Origin of the sequence: Mesorhizobium maamorense (assembly GCF_044998965.1) — a bacterium.
Lineage (GTDB): Bacteria > Pseudomonadota > Alphaproteobacteria > Rhizobiales > Rhizobiaceae > Mesorhizobium.
The window spans coordinates 2277654-2293918 of sequence record NZ_CP173356.1 but is presented as its reverse complement, the minus strand read 5'-3'; the positions used below and the strand labels follow the sequence as shown (position 1 = coordinate 2293918).

The window sequence follows — 16265 nt, the reverse complement described above, 5'->3', positions numbered from 1 at the left end:
TTGCTCAATCTTTCTTCAACACCCGCTGGCACGCTCAATACTACATGCTAGTCTTCTGATGGCTTTGTGAGTCGGCCGCTTCCGTATCAGTCTGGTTTGTCGCAGATCGAGGTGGGCGACGGGCAAGTTCCGCGCAAGCATGCGTTCCTAGCATCCTCCCTGCGATCTCTGTCGTTCAACGCGTTTGGGCATACAGGCCAAGGGGCAGCCATGGAACGTTACGTCGAGGACTACCAGAAGCGGCGGCTCACAGAGCGCGTCGACATCATCACAGCCATCAACATTCTGAAGTCCCAGGGCTATGACCACGACGAGCTGATCGAGGAGATCACCAAGGTCTTCTATGTCGACCTCGATGCCTTCAATGAAATTGTCATGGCGGCGTAAAAGCCGCATTCGGCCATTCAACAATGATGGGCACGGCATTGATGCGCTTGGTCAGCTAGCGCGCCGGAATGGAGAGGCGGTGACGCGGTTGCGGCCGCCGCGCTTGGCGGCATAGAGCGCCTTGTCGGCGGCGCTGAGCACCTTGTCGAAGCTCAGGCCCTCTTTGGTGCCGAAAGCAAAGCCGGCGCTGACGGTGCACGTCAGGGGACCGTTCTCGGTGTCGATGCGGCGCGCGGCGAACGAGGTCCGTATCGTCTCGGCCGTGTTTTCCACTGTTTCGGGCAAAGTCCGCTTTAGCACCACCGCGAACTCCTCGCCGCCCATGCGCGCGGCGACATCGGTCGGGCGAAGGTTGCCGGCAAGCTCCTTGGCGAACACTTTCAGCACCTCATCGCCCGTCGCGTGGCCGAACTCGTCATTGATGGCCTTGAAGCTATCGAGGTCGAACACGACCACGGCGGTAAAGGCGCCGACGGGAGAATCGCCAAAGAGGTCGAACAGCGCGCGGCGGTTGAGCAGGCCGGTCAGCTGATCCGTCAGCGCGTTGCGGCGGTGATGCCCCGCCAGACGCCCCTGGTTGAGGGCCAGCGACAAGGCGCCGATGCCGGTCATGCTGGCGATGACGACGATGAGGCTGAGATCCTCGGCCCAGTTCCTTGGCGCATGGCTCATGATCAGCTTGCCGTCCCATGCCAAAACCGTCGCGCAGAGCAGGAAGGACATGGCGGTCGCTGAATAGAGTGCGGCGGCGCCGATGGTAAGCGCTGGGGCCTCGGCGCGGCCCTTCCAGTATTCGGCGGCGGTTGCGAACAGGAGCAGGGCCGCGAACAGGTTCTCGAACATGAAGCCGAGCCCGTCATAGCCGAGAGCCATGGGCGGCAGCGCCACCGCCAGCGAAATGCCGCTGCCGATTAAAATCCTGGAGACCGGCGAGCCGCCGCTTCTGAATTGGTAGGCGGCGCCCAGCATCATGGAGAAGCCGACCAGCAGCAAGGTGAAGGTGGCGATGCCGAGGCCGCGCCTGGGCGCGTCGATATAGGCGTCATAGGTGAAGACCTCGCCCACCACCAGCAAGGCGCTGAGCGCCCAGGTGAGCAGGAACTTGTCGGTGCGGGCGGTGAGCCATGTGCCGAACAGCGTCAGGCTCAGGCAGGCAGCGGAGAAACCGACCGCCAGCAGAAGTGAGTTGTAGTCGAGCGACATGCCCCTCGTTCCTTGCCCGCGACGACCCTGCAGCCTGACGTTGCTGGAGTCATGACGCAAGGAAGTGTCGATAAGGTTACGATCGCGGCGAAAAAGCCAAGCTTGCACGGCGTTAGAGGACTACCGCCGACAGGAGCAGAACCGCACCGACCGCCATCATCAGCAGACCCGGCCAATTCTGTGACACGCCTAGGAAACCGAGGCCGCGCCGGCGTGGCTCAAGCGTCGGGGCCTGCCTTGCGAGATTTGGCATCCGTCGATCCGAAGCTGCAGGTGCCGGATCGCTGAGCCGTCCACGCCTGAGAGCTGCGCCCGCCATATACACAACGCCGGCGACGATGAGAAACGCACCGATAAGGATGACAGCCATCCTTCCTCGCTTTTCTGCTGGTTTTCCCGCGCGGGAACCCGCCACCAAGGCAAAACGACGATGACGCCTTGAGGTTCCGACAGAGGCTGTTGACGCCGGCAATTCATGCAAATGGAAATAGCCGCAGAGGCTTGCCGCTTAGCTGGTTTCTGTCACTCGCTTCATCAGCGCCATGGCGCCGAAGGGCGCGCGCACCTTGCCCTCGGTGATGAAGTAGACGAACACGTCGCGCGGTTGCACCGGCGCGTCGGTAGCAGGGTCGGCGCGCCGCAAATCGGCCGGCTGCTTGCCTTCCGCCCAGACCTTGGCCCGCGCCGCCCATTCATCGAGGCCTTTTGGCGTGTAGCAGTCGGGATTGTCATCCGAGCCGGTCTGCAGCCGCGCATAGATGAAATCGCCGGTGATATCGGCGATATCAGGATATTTTGCGTGATCGGCATAGACGATGGCCGCCTTGTATTTGCGCGCGAGCGCCGGGAATTCCGGCACGATGAAACTGTCGTTGCGAACTTCAAGCGCGTGGCGCAACGCGACACCGTCTTGGCTTTCCGGCAACAACTTCAGAAAAGCCTCGAAATCATCGGGATCGAATTTCTTTGTCGGCGCGAACTGCCAAAGGATCGGCCCAAGCTTATCGCCGAGCGCGGCGACGCCGGAGCCAAGGAAACGCATCATCGATTCACCGGCTTCGCCCAGCACGCGGCGGTTGGTGACGAAGCGGTTGCCCTTCAGCGAGTAGACGAAACCGTCGGGGGCCTCATTGGCCCATTTGACGAAGGTCGGTTCCTTGAAGCTGGAATAGTAGGTGCCGTTGACCTCGATGCTCGGTACCTGCCGGCTGGCGTATTGCAACTGCTTGGCCTTGGGGAGTTTTTCCGGGTAGAAGGACGTGTCCCACGGCTCGAAGGTCCAGCCGCCCATGCCGGCGCGGATTGTTCCCGATTTGCTCATTGTCGTCCTCCCGTTTCAGAAATCTGGCCGCGTTCAGAAAAATCAGGCCGCCGTGACCTCGTCGACCGGCTTGGCCATGTCGACGAGCACCCATCCTGGCCGGTAGGGATTGGGCCGACGACTCATTTCGCGATAGCCGTAGGCCAAATAGAGCGCGATGTTGCGCTCCATTTTCGCATTGGTGTAGAGCCGCACCTCCGGCACGCCCCACAGGCGCGCCTGCTGATCCGCATGTTTCAGCAGCGCGATGCCAAAGCCCTTGCCCTGGAAGGCGGGCGGCACCGCGACGGAGAAGATCATCGCGTGGTCGTCATGCCGCTCCAGGACGATCAGCCCGGCCAGGTCATCGCCGCTCTCCAGCAGCCAGGCCTCGCCGCGTTCGATGCGCGGCGCATAGTCTTCGGTGACCGGGATCGGCGGCGCGCCCAACAGCGCGGTGGAGGGCGCGTAGGCATCCGTGGTCAGAGTCATGACGGCGGTGACATCCGGGGCGAGGGCTTTCCTGATCTTCATTTCGAGGATTCCCAACGCCAGCCCGCTATCACTCCGCCGCTTCGCGCTTGCCTCCGGGGCGTCGCTCCAGCAATTCCTTGAGGAATTGGCCGGTGTAGCTGCGTTTTTCGCGCACGATCGCTTCCGGCGTGCCGGAGGCGACCAGCTCGCCGCCGCCATCGCCACCCTCGGGGCCGAGGTCGAGCACCCAGTCGGCGGTCTTGATCACTTCGAGATTGTGCTCGATCACCACCACCGTGTTGCCCTGGTCGACCAGTTCGTGCAGCACTTCCAGCAGCTTGGCGACATCGTGAAAGTGCAGGCCAGTGGTCGGCTCGTCCAGGATATAGAGCGTCTTGCCGGTCGCCTTGCGCGACAGCTCCTTGGCGAGTTTTATCCGCTGCGCCTCGCCGCCCGACAACGTGGTTGCCTGCTGGCCGATATGGATGTAGCCGAGGCCGACCTGCTTCAGCGTGTCGAGCTTGTCGCGCACACCGGGCACCGCGGCGAAGAAATCAACGCCTTCCTCGACTGTCATGTCGAGCACGTCGGCGATCGACTTGCCCTTGAACAGCACGTCGAGCGTCTCTCTGTTATAGCGCTTGCCGTGGCAGACGTCGCAGGTGACGTAGACGTCGGGCAAGAAGTGCATCTCGATCTTGATGACGCCGTCGCCCTGGCAGGCCTCGCAGCGGCCGCCCTTGACGTTGAAGGAGAAGCGGCCCGGTTGGTAGCCGCGCGCCTTGGCTTCCGGCAGGCCCGCGAACCAGTCGCGGATCGGCGTGAAGGCGCCGGTATAGGTGGCGGGGTTGGAGCGCGGGGTCCGTCCGATCGGCGACTGGTCGATGTCGATGACCTTGTCGAGGAACTCCAGGCCCTCGATGCGGTCGTGCTCGGCCGGATGCTCGCGCGAGCCCATGATGCGGCGCGAGGCCGCCTTGAAAAGCGTTTCGATCAGGAAGGTCGATTTGCCGCCGCCCGATACGCCGGTGACGGCGGTGAAGGTGCCCAGCGGAATTTCGGCGGTGACGTTCTTCAGATTGTTGCCGCGCGCGCCGACGACTTTCAGGCGGCGGTTCTTCTTCGCCTCGCGGCGAACCGCTGGTGTCGCCACTTCGAGCTCGCCCGAAAGGTATTTGCCGGTGATCGAATTCGGGTTGGCCATCACCTGCTGCGGCGTGCCCTGGGCAATGATTTCGCCGCCATGGATGCCGGCGGCCGGACCGATGTCGACGACGTAGTCGGCATGCAGGATGGCGTCCTCGTCATGCTCGACCACGATGACCGTGTTGCCGATGTCGCGCAGGTGCTTGAGCGTGTCGAGCAGGCGCGCATTATCGCGCTGGTGCAGGCCGATCGACGGTTCGTCCAGCACGTAGAGCACGCCGGTGAGGCCGGAGCCGATCTGCGATGCCAGCCGGATGCGCTGGCTCTCGCCGCCCGACAGCGTGCCGGAATTGCGCGACAAAGTGAGATAATCGAGGCCGACGTCGTTGAGGAAGCGCAGCCGCTCGCGGATTTCCTTGAGCACGCGCACGGCGATCTCGTTCTGCTTGTCGTTGAGCTGCGCCGGCAGGTCGGTGAACCACTGGTCGGCCTTGCGGATCGACTGTTCGGTCACTTCGCCGATGTGCTTGCCGGCGATCTTCACCGCCAGCGCTTCCGGCTTCAGCCTGTAGCCACGACAGGCCGGGCAGGGGGTGGCCGACATGAAGCGCTCGATCTCCTCGCGCATCCAGGCGGATTCGGTCTCTTTCCAGCGCCGCTCGAGGTTGGGGATGACGCCCTCGAAGGTCTTGGTCGTCTTGTAGGAGCGCAGGCCGTCATCATACTGGAAGGTGATCTCGCGCTCGCCGGTGCCGCGCAGGATGGCTTCCTGGGCTTCCCTGCTCAAATCCTTGAACTTGTCGCCGAGTTTGAAGCCGTAAGCCTTGCCGAGCGCCTCCAGCGTCTGCACGTAGTAGGGCGAAGTCGATTTCGCCCATGGGCTGACGGCGCCATCGCGCAGCGAGACGTTCTCGTCGGGAACGACCAGATTGGGATCGATGGCGCGCTGGCTGCCCAGCCCGTCGCAGGTCGGGCAGGCGCCGAACGGGTTGTTGAACGAGAACAGCCTGGGCTCGATCTCGGGAATGGTGAAACCGGAGACCGGACAGGCGAATTTTTCCGAGAACAGGATGCGCTCATGCGTCTCGTTCTTCGACTTGTTGACCGAATCCTCGCCCGTCTGACTGGCATCGAGCGGCTTATCGGCGAACTCCGCCACCGCCAGCCCCTCCGCGAGCTTCAGCGCGGTCTCCATGGAATCGGCAAGGCGCGTTGCGAGGTCGCCACGCACGACGATGCGGTCCACGACCACGTCGATGTCGTGCTTGTATTTCTTGTCGAGTGGCGGCACATCAGCGATCTCATAGAAGACGCCGTCGACCTTGACGCGCTGAAATCCCTTTTTCTGCAGCTCGAGCAATTCCTTGCGGTACTCGCCTTTGCGGCCGCGCACGATCGGCGCCAGGATGAACAGGCGCGTGCCTTCCTCGACCGCCAGCACGCGATCGACCATCTGCGACACCGTCTGGCTCTCGATCGGCAGTCCGGTGGCGGGCGAATAGGGTACGCCGACACGCGCGAATAGAAGCCGCATGTAGTCGTATATCTCGGTGACGGTGCCGACCGTCGAGCGCGGGTTCTTCGAAGTGGTCTTCTGCTCGATGGAGATGGCCGGCGAAAGGCCGTCGATCTGGTCGACATCCGGCTTCTGCATCATTTCGAGGAATTGCCGCGCATAGGCCGACAGGCTCTCGACATAGCGGCGCTGGCCTTCGGCATAGATGGTGTCGAAGGCAAGCGACGATTTGCCGGAGCCCGACAGGCCCGTCATGACGATCAGGCTGTCACGCGGCAGGTCGAGATCGACATTCTTCAGATTGTGTTCGCGCGCCCCGCGAATGGAAAGATATTTATGGTCGGCCATTGCCGGTCGCCGCCTCAGATCTGGAATTTGTGGGATCGGCGGGTTTTCCCCGGCCGTCCCCTATGTAGGTATTTTTGCCGCCGCGTCGAGAGACGCCACAATTCTCGACCAAGTCGTTTAACCGTCTTTCGCACGAACGGGCAAGCGGAAAGAACAAAGACCGAACGCGCTCCTGACAAAAGCGGTGGAGCAGGCGGCGTGGTTCCCATCAGGGGATATGTCGCTCGATCACATTTTTTCCGATCGGACATCGAGCGGTTGACGTCCCCGGCTGAGGGGAGCAGACTCCACACGTCAATGAAGCCGGCTGTCTTTCGATGGCCTCGTCGCCCAAAGGCGGCCTGCGAGACGCCGCGGGCTATTGCGATCAGTGCTTCTGACGACGATTGTCGCAATGGACACAGGAGTGGAGCATGACGCCACCGGACAGTCCCTTGAGGCTCCAGCAGTGACTGGAGCCGCGGCAGGCATGAATGCCAGGGAGACGCGAGCGCCTTCCGACGTGACGCTGCCGGATGCACCAAAATCAGAGACTACTGGTCGGATCGTCGGCTGAACGCCGCGAAGCATCCGAAATCGAAAGCCGGTAAAACATTCCCGGCGAAAGATTGGATTATAGATCCAGAAAAGCCCCGTCCGTTTGCTAAAAGCACGGCGGGGCTGCTCTTTTGGGGGAACGCGGAGGTAATGACGGCCCCGACATGTCAGCTACCGCGGCGGTTTGATCCCGCCGGCGCCGACATCGACCGTGATGCTGCCGGAAATCCTGACATCGGTATCGCCGATCTTGAACCGGCCGTTGCCGTTGGCGGGGAAGGCGTCATCGGGTTCGGGCTGCGGGGCCGGCTTGGCGATGCGATAATCGCCGGCCACACCGGGCAGGCTGCCTTTCTGGCTGTCGTTGGCAAAGGCGCCGCCGGCCAGCATGAGCGCACCGGCGAAAATAGTGACGGCAAGACGCCAAGGTTGGAATAAGCGGCTGTCGATCATCGGCCGGTTATAGCGCCGCCCCGCCGAGGTGGCCAGACCGGCGGTCATCAAATCGCCGGACGGCGGGGCCGTCGCAATTCATCGTGCTTGTGCCGGTCACGCCGCCTTTTTGCGGGTGTCGTAGACATGATCGACGAGACCCCATGCCTTCGCTTCCTCGGCGGTCATGAAATAGTCCCGGTCGAGCGTGCGCTCGACCTCTTCATAGGTGCGGCCGCAATGGCGCGCATAGAGCTCGGTCATCTGCCGCTTGGTGCGCAGAATGCCTTCGGCGTGACGCTGGATGTCCGATGCCTGACCCTGGAAGCCGCCCAGCGGCTGGTGCAGGACGAGGCTGGCGTTGGGCAGCGCGATGCGCCGTCCCGGCGTGCCAGCCATCAGCAGGAACGAAGCCATCGAGGCGGCAAAGCCCATGCACACCGTCGACACCGGACAGCTGACATATTGCATCGTGTCGTAGATGGCGAAGCCGCTGGTCACCACGCCGCCAGGCGAGTTGATGTAAAGCGAGATCTCCTTGTCGGGATTATCCGATTCCAGCGACAGAAGCTGGGCGCAGACCAGCGCCGACATGCCGTCGTTGATCTCGCCGTTGATAAAGACGATGCGCTCGCGCAGCAGCCGCGAGAAAATGTCGAAGGCGCGCTCGCCGCGGCTCGACTGCTCGATCACCATCGGCACCAGATTGGCAAAACCGGTCATCGTCTCTCTCCGTTTTTCATGTGTCGGCCACTCAAGCGGCGCGCTGCAGAAGGCAAAATGAATTGGCTGCGGGGCGGCGGCCGGAGGCACGCGCAGCGAATGAAAGCCGGCAGCCGGCGCCTGCCATGGTCACCATGGGCCTGGCGGCGGATGTCGCCGCACGGGCAAAGCCTTCATGTATAATATGCAGATGCGTGCCGCCCGAAACGGTGCGGGCGAGCGTGAAGGTGACGATGCTGTCGAGCGGGTTCCGTTCCTCGTCGGGCCGCGGCTGTTCCCGCCAGGAATAGCGAAGCCTTTTTCCGGGCTCGGCATCGAGGATCTCGCATTCGATCGGCGCATCCGGCCCGGCAAAGGCGAAATTGCTGCCGATCTCAGGATTGATGTCGTTGGGCATCATCCAGGCCGCAAGCAATTCGGGCACGGTCAGCGCCCGCCATACCTTTTCCGGCGGCTCGGGGAGATCGCACTCGAACTCGATCGCGTCGGGGGCGGTCCGTGCAGGGCTTTCGTCGGTCACTGGTGCGTGCGTCATTGGTCCATGTCCTTGAGAACCGTCCTCAGTTTTTCGATGCGCTCGGGCCAGAACGTCCGGTAGCGTTCGATCCAGCCAAGCAGCGGGTCGAGCCCTTGCGGATCGGCGCGGTAATAGGCGTTGCGGCCCGCCCGCCGCTCGACCACCAGGCCTGCGCTGCGCAGCACCGCCAGGTGCTGCGACACAGCTGGCTGCGATACCGTCATGCCGGTGCGCAGCTGCGACACCGTCATCTCGCTGGTGGCGAGGCGTTCATAGACGGCGCGTCGGGTGGGGTCGGCCAGCGCCCGGAAAATTTCCGCTTCGATCATGACGAAAGCATAAGTCGATACTTATCGGTTTGGCAAGCGATGTTTTACAAGATTATCGGAAGCCAGCGCCTCACCATTCCGACAGGGCCATCGAACGTCGCCTCGAAGATCGGCGACGCAAGCACGGCATGAATGTGAAGCGTTTCAGTGCCGGCGTTCTTGAATCCGTGTTTCCTGTTCGCTGGGACAACGAGAGACTGGCCCGATGTCAGGACGGTGCGCTCATCGTCGATCCACATCTCGGCTCTACCGGCAATAACGGTCAGCACCTCCTCGACGGGATGCCAATGTGTTGGAGCACCGACCGTGGGCTCGACCCATTGCTCGAATATGCAAAGTTGCGATGCACCATTGCTAGCCGACACATGCATACGCGTTTCCACACCTGCTCGCCATTGCTCGTGCTGCTGGTCCTCATGTGCGACGGGCTTCATTTCGATGGCCCCCGACCCATTCCCAATTCGTGGAAATTTCAGACCGGAACACTACATCTTGATGACACACATTGACAGAACGCCATTTGGGTCATAGAACGAAAAGAGAACAAAAACCTTGTGGGAAAAGGCAGCCACAGCAAGCGACGGGTGTGCGCAACCTGTAAGGTGCTGCGACAAAATTTTGTTTCGGACGAGCGCGGAGAAGTATCATGGCGGGTAGCGTCAATAAGGTCATTCTGGTCGGCAATCTCGGAGCGGACCCGGAAATCCGCCGCCTGAACTCGGGCGAGCCTGTCGTCAACATCCGCATCGCAACATCGGAAAGCTGGCGCGACAAGAATTCCGGCGAGCGCAAGGAAAAGACCGAGTGGCATAATGTCGTCATCTTCAATGAGGGCATCGCCAAGGTTGCCGAGCAGTATCTGAAGAAGGGCATGAAGGTTTATGTCGAGGGCCAGTTGCAGACACGCAAATGGCAAGACCAGACCGGTGCCGACAAATACACGACGGAAGTCGTGCTGCAGAGATTCCGCGGCGAGCTGCAGATGCTCGACGCGCGCGGCCAGGGCGAGGGCGGCCAGGTCGGCGGTTATTCCGGCGGCGGCAGCCGTGGTTCCGATTTCGGCCAGTCCGGCCCGAACGAAGGCTTCAATCGTGGCGGCGGCGCTCCCAAGGGCGGCGGCGGTTCGTCGCGCGAGCTGGACGACGAAATTCCGTTCTGAGCATCGACACGGCGTGACGGGCATTTGAGGAGAGGGCGCGATGTCGCTAGGACCGCTGCTATCCGCACGTCCCCCGATCCCATGGCATGCGTTCGCGGCCTTTGCCGCGCTGGCGATAGGCGGCGCGCAGCTGGCGCTGCCGAAAGGCACGCTGCGCCACCGCGCTATGGGCTATCTCTGGGCGGCGCTGATGCTGGCCGTCGCCATCTCGAGTTTCTGGATCCGGCAGATACGGCTCCTTGGCCCTTTCGGCCCGATCCATCTCTTGTCGATCCTGGTGCTGGTCACGGTGCCGCTGGCGGTCTGGCATGCACGTAATCATCGGGTCGCCAAGCACCGGAAGGCGATGATTGCGCTGTATGTCTTTGCGTTGGTCGGCGCCGGCATCTTCACGCTGTTGCCGGGCAGGGTCATGCACGATGTCGTCTTCGGCGTCGCGCAAGCCGGACCGTGATCCCGAGTGGAAGGAATATCAGTTGAAAGCACGCATCAAATGGGTCGAGGAACGCACTTTCGTCGGCGAGTCCGGCACGGGTCACAAGGTCGTGCTGGGAACCGCGTTCGGCCCTGAAGGGAGAACGCCGGGGCCGAGCCCGATGGAGCTGGTGCTGATCGGCACCGGCGGCTGCTCGGCCTATGATGTCGTCCATATCCTCGAAAAGGGGCGCGAAGCGGTCGAAGACTGTATTGTTGAACTCGACGCCGACCGGGCCGAAACGGACCCCCGGGTATTCACCCGCATCCATATGCACTTCGTGGTCAAGGGCAGGGCGCTGTCGTCCGACAAGGTGAAGCGGGCGATCGATCTCTCGATCGAAAAATACTGTTCGGCTTCGGCCATGATGGCCAAGACTGCCACCATTACCCACGATTTCGAAATTATCGACACGACGGAAAAATAAGCGGCCTACGAGGCCATCAGCGCCTTGATGCCGTCCGCCACGAACTGCACGGCAAGCGCCGCCAGGATGACGCCGAGCAGGCGGGTCAGGATCGAGCGGCCGGTCTGGCCAAAGATGCGGTCGATGCGCTCCGAGAGCACGAACACCAGATAGGTGATGGCGAGGCAGACGAAGATGATGCCGACCAGTGCCGCCTGGGCGCCAAAACCCTGAAACGAGCCGGAAAGCAGCACGGTCGCCGAGATCGCGCCGGGGCCGGCGATCAGCGGGATCGCCAGCGGGAAGGCGGCGATGTTGTGGATCATGTCCTTGGTGATGGCCACGTCGCCGATCTTCTCTTTGCGGTCCTGCCGGCGCTCGAACACCATTTCGAAAGCGATGAAGAACAAGAGGAACCCGCCGGCGACGCGGAAGGCCGGCAGCGTGATGCCGAACACCGACAGGATCGAGGCGCCGGCTACGGCGAACAGCGCCATCACAAGGAAGCCGATGACCGAGGCGCGGACCGAGACCTGCTGGCGCTCCTCGCGGTTCATGCCGCGCGTTATCGCCAAAAAGAGCGGCGCCAGCCCGGGCGGGTCGATGGTCACCAGAATGGTGACGAAGGCGTTGAACAGGCTGTCGAAACTCGGCATTTCTCACCCTCCCGCCGGGCCGAGCCCGCATCCCGACATTGGTAGAGCAAAGCAGGGACGGAGGAAACCGGCCGGGGAGAGGCGGCTCGCGAACTCTGCGAAGGCTGGCTGGGCCGAGGGGGACGCGAAAGAACGCTAGGGAATGCCTGAGTTTGCGTCGCGGCTTGCTTGATCAGGTACGGTCAGAGCGCCGCGCCAGGAATTCCACTTCGAGCCGCCATGTCGCGCCATTGTCGTGCGAGCGCTCGCCGAGCCAGCGGAAGGAATTTTCCGTGATCCGTGAAAAGCTCCAACGTACGGAGGAACCGGTGCCGTCGGCGCCCACTTGGACAATCGTTTCGCCCTCGGCGCGGCCGAGTTGCCGGCTGTAGTATTGGTTTCGGGGATCGCTCCAAAAGATATGCCAGGCGTTTGCGCCGGGATCGTAGACGCGCAAAGTCGTGCCATAAAAGGTCCATTTGCCGAGAGAAGGCGAGGGGTCGGCATCGCGCGCGGGCAGGATCCAGACGTCCTGGATCGCGCGGCCTTCCAGCACCCAGCCGAAATGCACCTCGCCGCGTCCGGTCAGCACGGTGCCGTCCTCGAGATGACGGCTGGCATCGAAAGTCCAGGCGCCGACGAAGCGGCCGTAGAGATCCAAATTCTCGGCAAAGCCGGGGGCGGGCCCGTCGCTGTGCAGGGCTTCGGTAAAAGTGGGCTGGTTGGTCATGGCTGGTGCCTTCATGCTGTCAGGAGACCGCAAGCGATAGGCCGGGGCAGGGTTCTGCGCTTGGGAAAAATTGCTATCTTTCAGGCTATGACGACGAGCGACAGGATCATTGCCTCGGGGCCAGGCTGGCAGGTGTCGGACGTGGTGTGCACGGCCGGCGCCGGCGACCGGCCGTTCGAGGAGGAGCACCGGACGTTCTGCGTCGCCGCGGTGACCAGCGGCACCTTCCGCTATCGCGCCAGCCAGGGCACCGCGATGCTCGCGCCAGGTGCGGTGCTGCTTGGCAATCCCGGCACATGCTACGAATGCGGCCACGAGCACGGCGCCGGCGACCGCTGCCTCTCCTTCCATTTTGCTCCGGCTTATATGGAACGGATCGTTGAGAACGTACCAGGCGCCAGAATGCTGGCCTTCGAGGCGCCAAGGTTGCCGCCACTGCCGATGCTGATGCCGCTGCTGGCCGAAGCGGAGGCCGCGCGCGATATGGCCGAAACCGCTGCTTTCGAGGAACTCGGCTTGCGCATTGCCGGCGCGGCTGTCGCCGCAAGCTCAGGGCACACCAAGATGACGCGGACACCCAGCCGCCGCGACCAGAAACGGGTCGCGGCGGCGGTTCGGCGTATCGAGATCGATGCCGATCAGCCACTTTCGCTGGCCGTGCTGGCGCGGGAGACGGCGACCAGTCCGTATCATTTCCTGCGCACATTCCGGCAGATTGCCGGAATGACCCCTTACCGGTTTCTGCTGAGGACCAGGCTGCACCGGGCGGCGGTGCGGCTCCGCATTTCCGACGAGGCCATCTCGACGGTCGCCTTCGAGGCCGGCTTCGGGGACCTTTCGACCTTCAATCGCCGCTTCCGGCGCGAAATGGGCGAGACGCCCGGCGGCTATCGCGCCCGCCGCGCGGGCCGCCGCTAACACGAGATGGCGGGCCTTTGCGTCGACGGCTCCGAAAAGCACATCGGCCATATCGTCGCAATCACCGGTATCCTTTTGAAATCACCGCCAAAATCGACACTGGAAAAGTGCCGTCGACATTGGAGTTTCGGCCGCTCTTCCTATATATACGGCAAGTGATTCCTGTTTAGATTGTGATCCGATTTGACCGACCAAAAAACACCGCGCGGCGCCGACGGCGGCCCCACCGGCATCGAGCCGATTTCGATCATCGAGGAGATGCAGCGCTCTTATCTCGATTACGCCATGAGCGTGATCGTCAGCCGCGCGCTGCCCGACGTGCGCGACGGCCTGAAGCCGGTGCATCGCCGCATTCTCTTCGCCGCGCATGAGAGCGGCTATCACTGGAACCGCAAATATGTGAAGTCGGCGCGCCCGGTCGCCGACGTGATGGGTAAATACCATCCGCATGGCGATGCCTCTATCTATGACGCCCTGGTGCGCATGGCGCAGGACTGGTCGCTGCGCGTGCCGCTCATCGACGGGCAAGGCAATTTCGGCTCGATCGACGGCGATCCGCCGGCGGCCATGCGCTACACCGAGTCGCGGCTGACCAAGGTCGCGCATGAACTGCTGGAGGATATCGACAAGGATACGGTCGATTTCCAGGACACTTACGATGCTTCCGGCAGCGAGCCGAAGGTTCTGCCGGCGCGCTTTCCCAATCTGCTGGTCAATGGCTCGGGCGGCATCGCCGTCGGCATGGCCACCAACATCCCGCCGCACAATCTGGGCGAAGTCTGCAACGCCGCGATCGCGATCATCGACAATCCGGCCATTGACCTGCCGGCGCTGATGGAAATCATTCCGGGGCCGGATTTCCCGACCGGCGGCATCGTGCTCGGCCGCTCCGGCATCTATAGCGCCTATTCGACCGGCCGCGGCTCCATCGTCATGCGCGGGAAGGTCAACATCGAGGCCCGCGGCAATGACCGCGAATCGATCATCATCACCGAGGTTCCCTACCAGGTGAACAAATCGTCGATGATCGAGAAGATGGCCGAACTGGTGCGCGACAAGCGCATCGAGGGCATTTCCGACATTCGCGACGAGAGCGACCGCCAGGGCTATCGGGTCGTCGTCGAGCTGAAGCGCGACGCCGTGGCCGACGTCATCCTCAACCAGCTCTATCGCTTCACGCCGCTGCAAACCTCTTTCGGCGCCAACATGGTGGCGCTGAATGGCGGCAAGCCCGAACTGCTGACGCTGACCGATATGCTGAGGGCATTCGTGTCCTTCCGCGAGGAGGTGGTTACCCGGCGCACGAAGTTCCTGCTGCGCAAGGCGCGCGACCGGGCCCACGTGCTGGTCGGCCTCGCAATCGCCGTCGCCAACATCGATGAAGTGATAAAGCTGATCCGCACCGCGCCGGACCCGCAGACGGCGCGCGAGCAGTTGATGGAGCGGCGCTGGCCGTCCGGCGACGTCGAATCTCTGATCCTCCTGATCGACGACCCGCGCCACCGCATCAACGAGGACGGCACCTACAATCTGTCCGAGGAACAGGCGCGCGCGATCCTGGAGTTGCGCCTGCAGCGCCTGACGGCTCTCGGCCGCGACGAAATCGCCGACGAGTTGAACACGATCGGCGCCGAGATCGTCGACTATCTCGATATCCTGTCGTCCCGCGCCCGTGTCCAGCAGATCGTCAAAGACGAGCTCGCGGCCGTGCGCGACGAATTCGGCACGCCGCGCCGCACCGAGCTGAGCGAAGGCGGCGCGGATATGGAAGACGAGGACCTGATTCAGCGCGAGGACATGGTCGTGACGGTGAGCCATTCCGGCTACATCAAGCGCGTGCCATTGTCGCTCTACCGGGCGCAACGCCGCGGCGGCAAGGGCCGCTCGGGCATGTCGACCAAGGAAGAGGATTTCGTCACCCGCCTGTTCGTGGCCAACACGCACACGCCGGTGCTGTTCTTCTCCTCGCGCGGCATCGTCTACAAGGAGAAGGTCTGGCGACTGCCGATCGGCAATCCGCAGTCGCGCGGCAAGGCGCTGATCAACATGCTGCCGCTGGAGCAGGGCGAGCGCATCACCACAATCATGCCGTTGCCGGAAGATGAGACGAGCTGGGGCGAGCTCGACGTGATGTTCGCCACCACGCGCGGCACGGTGCGCCGCAACAAGCTCTCCGACTTCGTCCAGGTCAACCGTAACGGCAAGATCGCCATGAAGCTGGAGGAAGAGGGCGACGAGATCCTCGGCGTCGAGACATGCACCGACAATGACGACGTGCTTCTGACCGCCAGCTCCGGCCAGTGCATCCGCTTTTCCGTCGGCGATGTGCGCGTCTTCCAGAGCCGCAACTCGGTCGGCGTGCGCGGCATTGCCATGGCCGAAACCGATCGCGTCATTTCGATGGCCGTCATCGAGCATGTCGATGCGCCGCCGGCCGAACGCGCCGCCTATCTGAAGCGCGTGGTGGCCGAACGGCGCCTGGCCGCCGGCATCCCGGCAGGCGAGGAGGAAGAGATCGCCTTGACCAACGAAGAGGTAGGCGAGGAGGCGGAGCTGTCGGACGAGCGCTACGAGTTCCTCAAGGCGCATGAGCAGTTCGTGCTGACGGTGACGGAATACGGCTATGGCAAGCGCTCATCGTCCTATGATTTCCGTCTGACCGGACGCGGCGGCAAGGGCATTCGGGCCACCGACGTGTCGAAGACGGCCGAGATCGGCAGGCTGGTGGCGACCTTCCCGGTCGGCAATGACGACCAGATCATGCTGGTGTCCGACGGCGGTACCGTCATCCGAGTGCCGGTCAATGGCATCCGCTTCGCCAGCCGCGCCACCAAGGGCGTGACCATTTTCAACACGGCGGAAGGCGAGAAGGTGGTTTCGGTCGAGCGGATTTCCGAGCCGCAATCGGACGAGGAAGAAATCGTCGAGGTTGGTGCCGAGATCGATCCGGCGGCGGATGCCGGCCCGGATGATACGCAATAAGTCTGGATTGGCCAGACATGGCAACGCCGGCCAATCGGCCGGCGCGTC

General features: G+C 62.9%; 17 protein-coding genes. 6 read left to right on the top strand and 11 right to left on the bottom strand.

All coding sequences use genetic code 11. The features are described from left to right. Positions 1–210 precede the first annotated feature (210 nt). Positions 211–387 (top strand): hypothetical protein, encoded by a 177-nt coding sequence (locus ACIU1A_RS11880; protein WP_140498860.1) that lies wholly within the window; start codon positions 211–213, stop codon positions 385–387. Between the two features lie 51 nt (positions 388–438). On the opposite strand, the gene ACIU1A_RS11875 is transcribed toward ACIU1A_RS11880, so the two are convergent. The 9 genes from ACIU1A_RS11875 to ACIU1A_RS11835 form a co-directional block, all read right to left on the bottom strand. After that, a complete protein-coding gene (locus ACIU1A_RS11875) occupies positions 439–1590 on the bottom strand; it encodes a GGDEF domain-containing protein (RefSeq protein ID WP_140664316.1) in 1152 nt (383 codons plus the stop codon). 508 nt (positions 1591–2098) lie between these two features. Continuing rightward, positions 2099–2911, bottom strand: a complete 813-nt coding sequence (locus tag ACIU1A_RS11870) for a DUF72 domain-containing protein (RefSeq protein WP_140515303.1) — start codon at positions 2909–2911, stop codon at positions 2099–2101. A 42-nt stretch (positions 2912–2953) separates the two neighbouring features. After that, on the bottom strand, positions 2954–3424 hold the full coding sequence (locus ACIU1A_RS11865) for a GNAT family N-acetyltransferase (RefSeq protein ID WP_404927358.1): 471 nt from the start codon (positions 3422–3424) through the stop codon (positions 2954–2956). Positions 3425–3452: 28 nt separating this feature from the next. Continuing rightward, a complete protein-coding gene (uvrA, locus tag ACIU1A_RS11860; protein WP_140498850.1) occupies positions 3453–6374 on the bottom strand; it encodes an excinuclease ABC subunit UvrA in 2922 nt (973 codons plus the stop codon). Positions 6375–7082: 708 nt separating this feature from the next. Continuing rightward, a complete protein-coding gene (locus tag ACIU1A_RS11855; RefSeq protein WP_140560963.1) occupies positions 7083–7364 on the bottom strand; it encodes a hypothetical protein in 282 nt (93 codons plus the stop codon). 96 nt (positions 7365–7460) lie between these two features. Beyond that, complete coding sequence (locus ACIU1A_RS11850; protein WP_140498846.1) at positions 7461–8066, bottom strand: ATP-dependent Clp protease proteolytic subunit; 606 nt, start codon at positions 8064–8066, stop codon at positions 7461–7463. Positions 8067–8097: 31 nt separating this feature from the next. Beyond that, positions 8098–8601 carry an SRPBCC domain-containing protein gene (locus ACIU1A_RS11845; protein ID WP_140515306.1) on the bottom strand — a complete coding sequence of 168 codons (504 nt, stop codon included), beginning with the start codon at positions 8599–8601 and terminating at the stop codon, positions 8098–8100. Next, complete coding sequence (locus ACIU1A_RS11840; protein WP_140656346.1) at positions 8598–8912, bottom strand: helix-turn-helix transcriptional regulator; 315 nt, start codon at positions 8910–8912, stop codon at positions 8598–8600. Before ACIU1A_RS11840 ends, ACIU1A_RS11845 begins: the two co-directional genes overlap by 4 nt. Before the next feature lie 44 nt (positions 8913–8956). Continuing rightward, positions 8957–9346, bottom strand: coding sequence for a cupin domain-containing protein (locus ACIU1A_RS11835; RefSeq protein WP_404927357.1), 390 nt, complete (start codon positions 9344–9346; stop codon positions 8957–8959). Between the two features lie 212 nt (positions 9347–9558). On the opposite strand from ACIU1A_RS11835, the gene ACIU1A_RS11830 reads away from it, so the two are divergent. Genes ACIU1A_RS11830 through ACIU1A_RS11820 form a run of 3 tightly spaced genes read left to right on the top strand, consistent with a single transcriptional unit; the run spans position 9559 to position 10973 of the window. Continuing rightward, the gene (locus tag ACIU1A_RS11830) at positions 9559–10071 is read left to right on the top strand and encodes a single-stranded DNA-binding protein (protein WP_140498840.1); all 513 of its coding nucleotides are present in this window, start codon (positions 9559–9561) and stop codon (positions 10069–10071) included. A gap of 40 nt (positions 10072–10111) precedes the next feature. Beyond that, on the top strand, positions 10112–10525 hold the full coding sequence (locus tag ACIU1A_RS11825) for a DUF2306 domain-containing protein (RefSeq protein WP_404927356.1): 414 nt from the start codon (positions 10112–10114) through the stop codon (positions 10523–10525). Between the two features lie 22 nt (positions 10526–10547). Continuing rightward, positions 10548–10973, top strand: coding sequence for an OsmC family protein (locus tag ACIU1A_RS11820; protein ID WP_404927355.1), 426 nt, complete (start codon positions 10548–10550; stop codon positions 10971–10973). Between the two features lie 5 nt (positions 10974–10978). Here ACIU1A_RS11820 and ACIU1A_RS11815 read toward each other — a convergent pair whose 3' ends face one another. Together ACIU1A_RS11815 and ACIU1A_RS11810 are read right to left on the bottom strand one after the other, a co-directional pair. Beyond that, positions 10979–11608 carry a MarC family protein gene (locus tag ACIU1A_RS11815; RefSeq protein ID WP_404927354.1) on the bottom strand — a complete coding sequence of 210 codons (630 nt, stop codon included), beginning with the start codon at positions 11606–11608 and terminating at the stop codon, positions 10979–10981. Between the two features lie 172 nt (positions 11609–11780). Then, on the bottom strand, positions 11781–12317 hold the full coding sequence (locus ACIU1A_RS11810) for a hypothetical protein (RefSeq protein ID WP_404927353.1): 537 nt from the start codon (positions 12315–12317) through the stop codon (positions 11781–11783). Positions 12318–12404: 87 nt separating this feature from the next. Between ACIU1A_RS11810 and ACIU1A_RS11805 the strand changes: the two genes are divergently transcribed. Together ACIU1A_RS11805 and gyrA are read left to right on the top strand one after the other, a co-directional pair. Next, complete coding sequence (locus ACIU1A_RS11805; protein WP_404927904.1) at positions 12405–13235, top strand: helix-turn-helix transcriptional regulator; 831 nt, start codon at positions 12405–12407, stop codon at positions 13233–13235. 183 nt (positions 13236–13418) lie between these two features. Continuing rightward, positions 13419–16217 (top strand): DNA gyrase subunit A, encoded by a 2799-nt coding sequence (gene gyrA / locus ACIU1A_RS11800; protein ID WP_140729210.1) that lies wholly within the window; start codon positions 13419–13421, stop codon positions 16215–16217. Positions 16218–16265 lie beyond the last annotated feature (48 nt).

Bases quoted from the DNA above. Each gene is read 5' to 3' on its own strand.
- ACIU1A_RS11880 (WP_140498860.1), top strand. From the start codon at position 211: ATGGAACGTTACGTCGAGGACTACCAGAAGCGGCGGCTCACAGAGCGC.
- ACIU1A_RS11875 (WP_140664316.1), bottom strand. From the start codon at position 1,590: ATGTCGCTCGACTACAACTCACTTCTGCTGGCGGTCGGTTTCTCCGCT.
- ACIU1A_RS11870 (WP_140515303.1), bottom strand. From the start codon at position 2,911: ATGAGCAAATCGGGAACAATCCGCGCCGGCATGGGCGGCTGGACCTTC.
- ACIU1A_RS11865 (WP_404927358.1), bottom strand. From the start codon at position 3,424: ATGAAGATCAGGAAAGCCCTCGCCCCGGATGTCACCGCCGTCATGACT.
- uvrA (WP_140498850.1), bottom strand. From the start codon at position 6,374: ATGGCCGACCATAAATATCTTTCCATTCGCGGGGCGCGCGAACACAAT.
- ACIU1A_RS11855 (WP_140560963.1), bottom strand. From the start codon at position 7,364: ATGATCGACAGCCGCTTATTCCAACCTTGGCGTCTTGCCGTCACTATT.
- ACIU1A_RS11850 (WP_140498846.1), bottom strand. From the start codon at position 8,066: ATGACCGGTTTTGCCAATCTGGTGCCGATGGTGATCGAGCAGTCGAGC.
- ACIU1A_RS11845 (WP_140515306.1), bottom strand. From the start codon at position 8,601: ATGACGCACGCACCAGTGACCGACGAAAGCCCTGCACGGACCGCCCCC.
- ACIU1A_RS11840 (WP_140656346.1), bottom strand. From the start codon at position 8,912: ATGATCGAAGCGGAAATTTTCCGGGCGCTGGCCGACCCCACCCGACGC.
- ACIU1A_RS11835 (WP_404927357.1), bottom strand. From the start codon at position 9,346: ATGAAGCCCGTCGCACATGAGGACCAGCAGCACGAGCAATGGCGAGCA.
- ACIU1A_RS11830 (WP_140498840.1), top strand. From the start codon at position 9,559: ATGGCGGGTAGCGTCAATAAGGTCATTCTGGTCGGCAATCTCGGAGCG.
- ACIU1A_RS11825 (WP_404927356.1), top strand. From the start codon at position 10,112: ATGTCGCTAGGACCGCTGCTATCCGCACGTCCCCCGATCCCATGGCAT.
- ACIU1A_RS11815 (WP_404927354.1), bottom strand. From the start codon at position 11,608: ATGCCGAGTTTCGACAGCCTGTTCAACGCCTTCGTCACCATTCTGGTG.
- ACIU1A_RS11810 (WP_404927353.1), bottom strand. From the start codon at position 12,317: ATGACCAACCAGCCCACTTTTACCGAAGCCCTGCACAGCGACGGGCCC.
- ACIU1A_RS11805 (WP_404927904.1), top strand. From the start codon at position 12,405: ATGACGACGAGCGACAGGATCATTGCCTCGGGGCCAGGCTGGCAGGTG.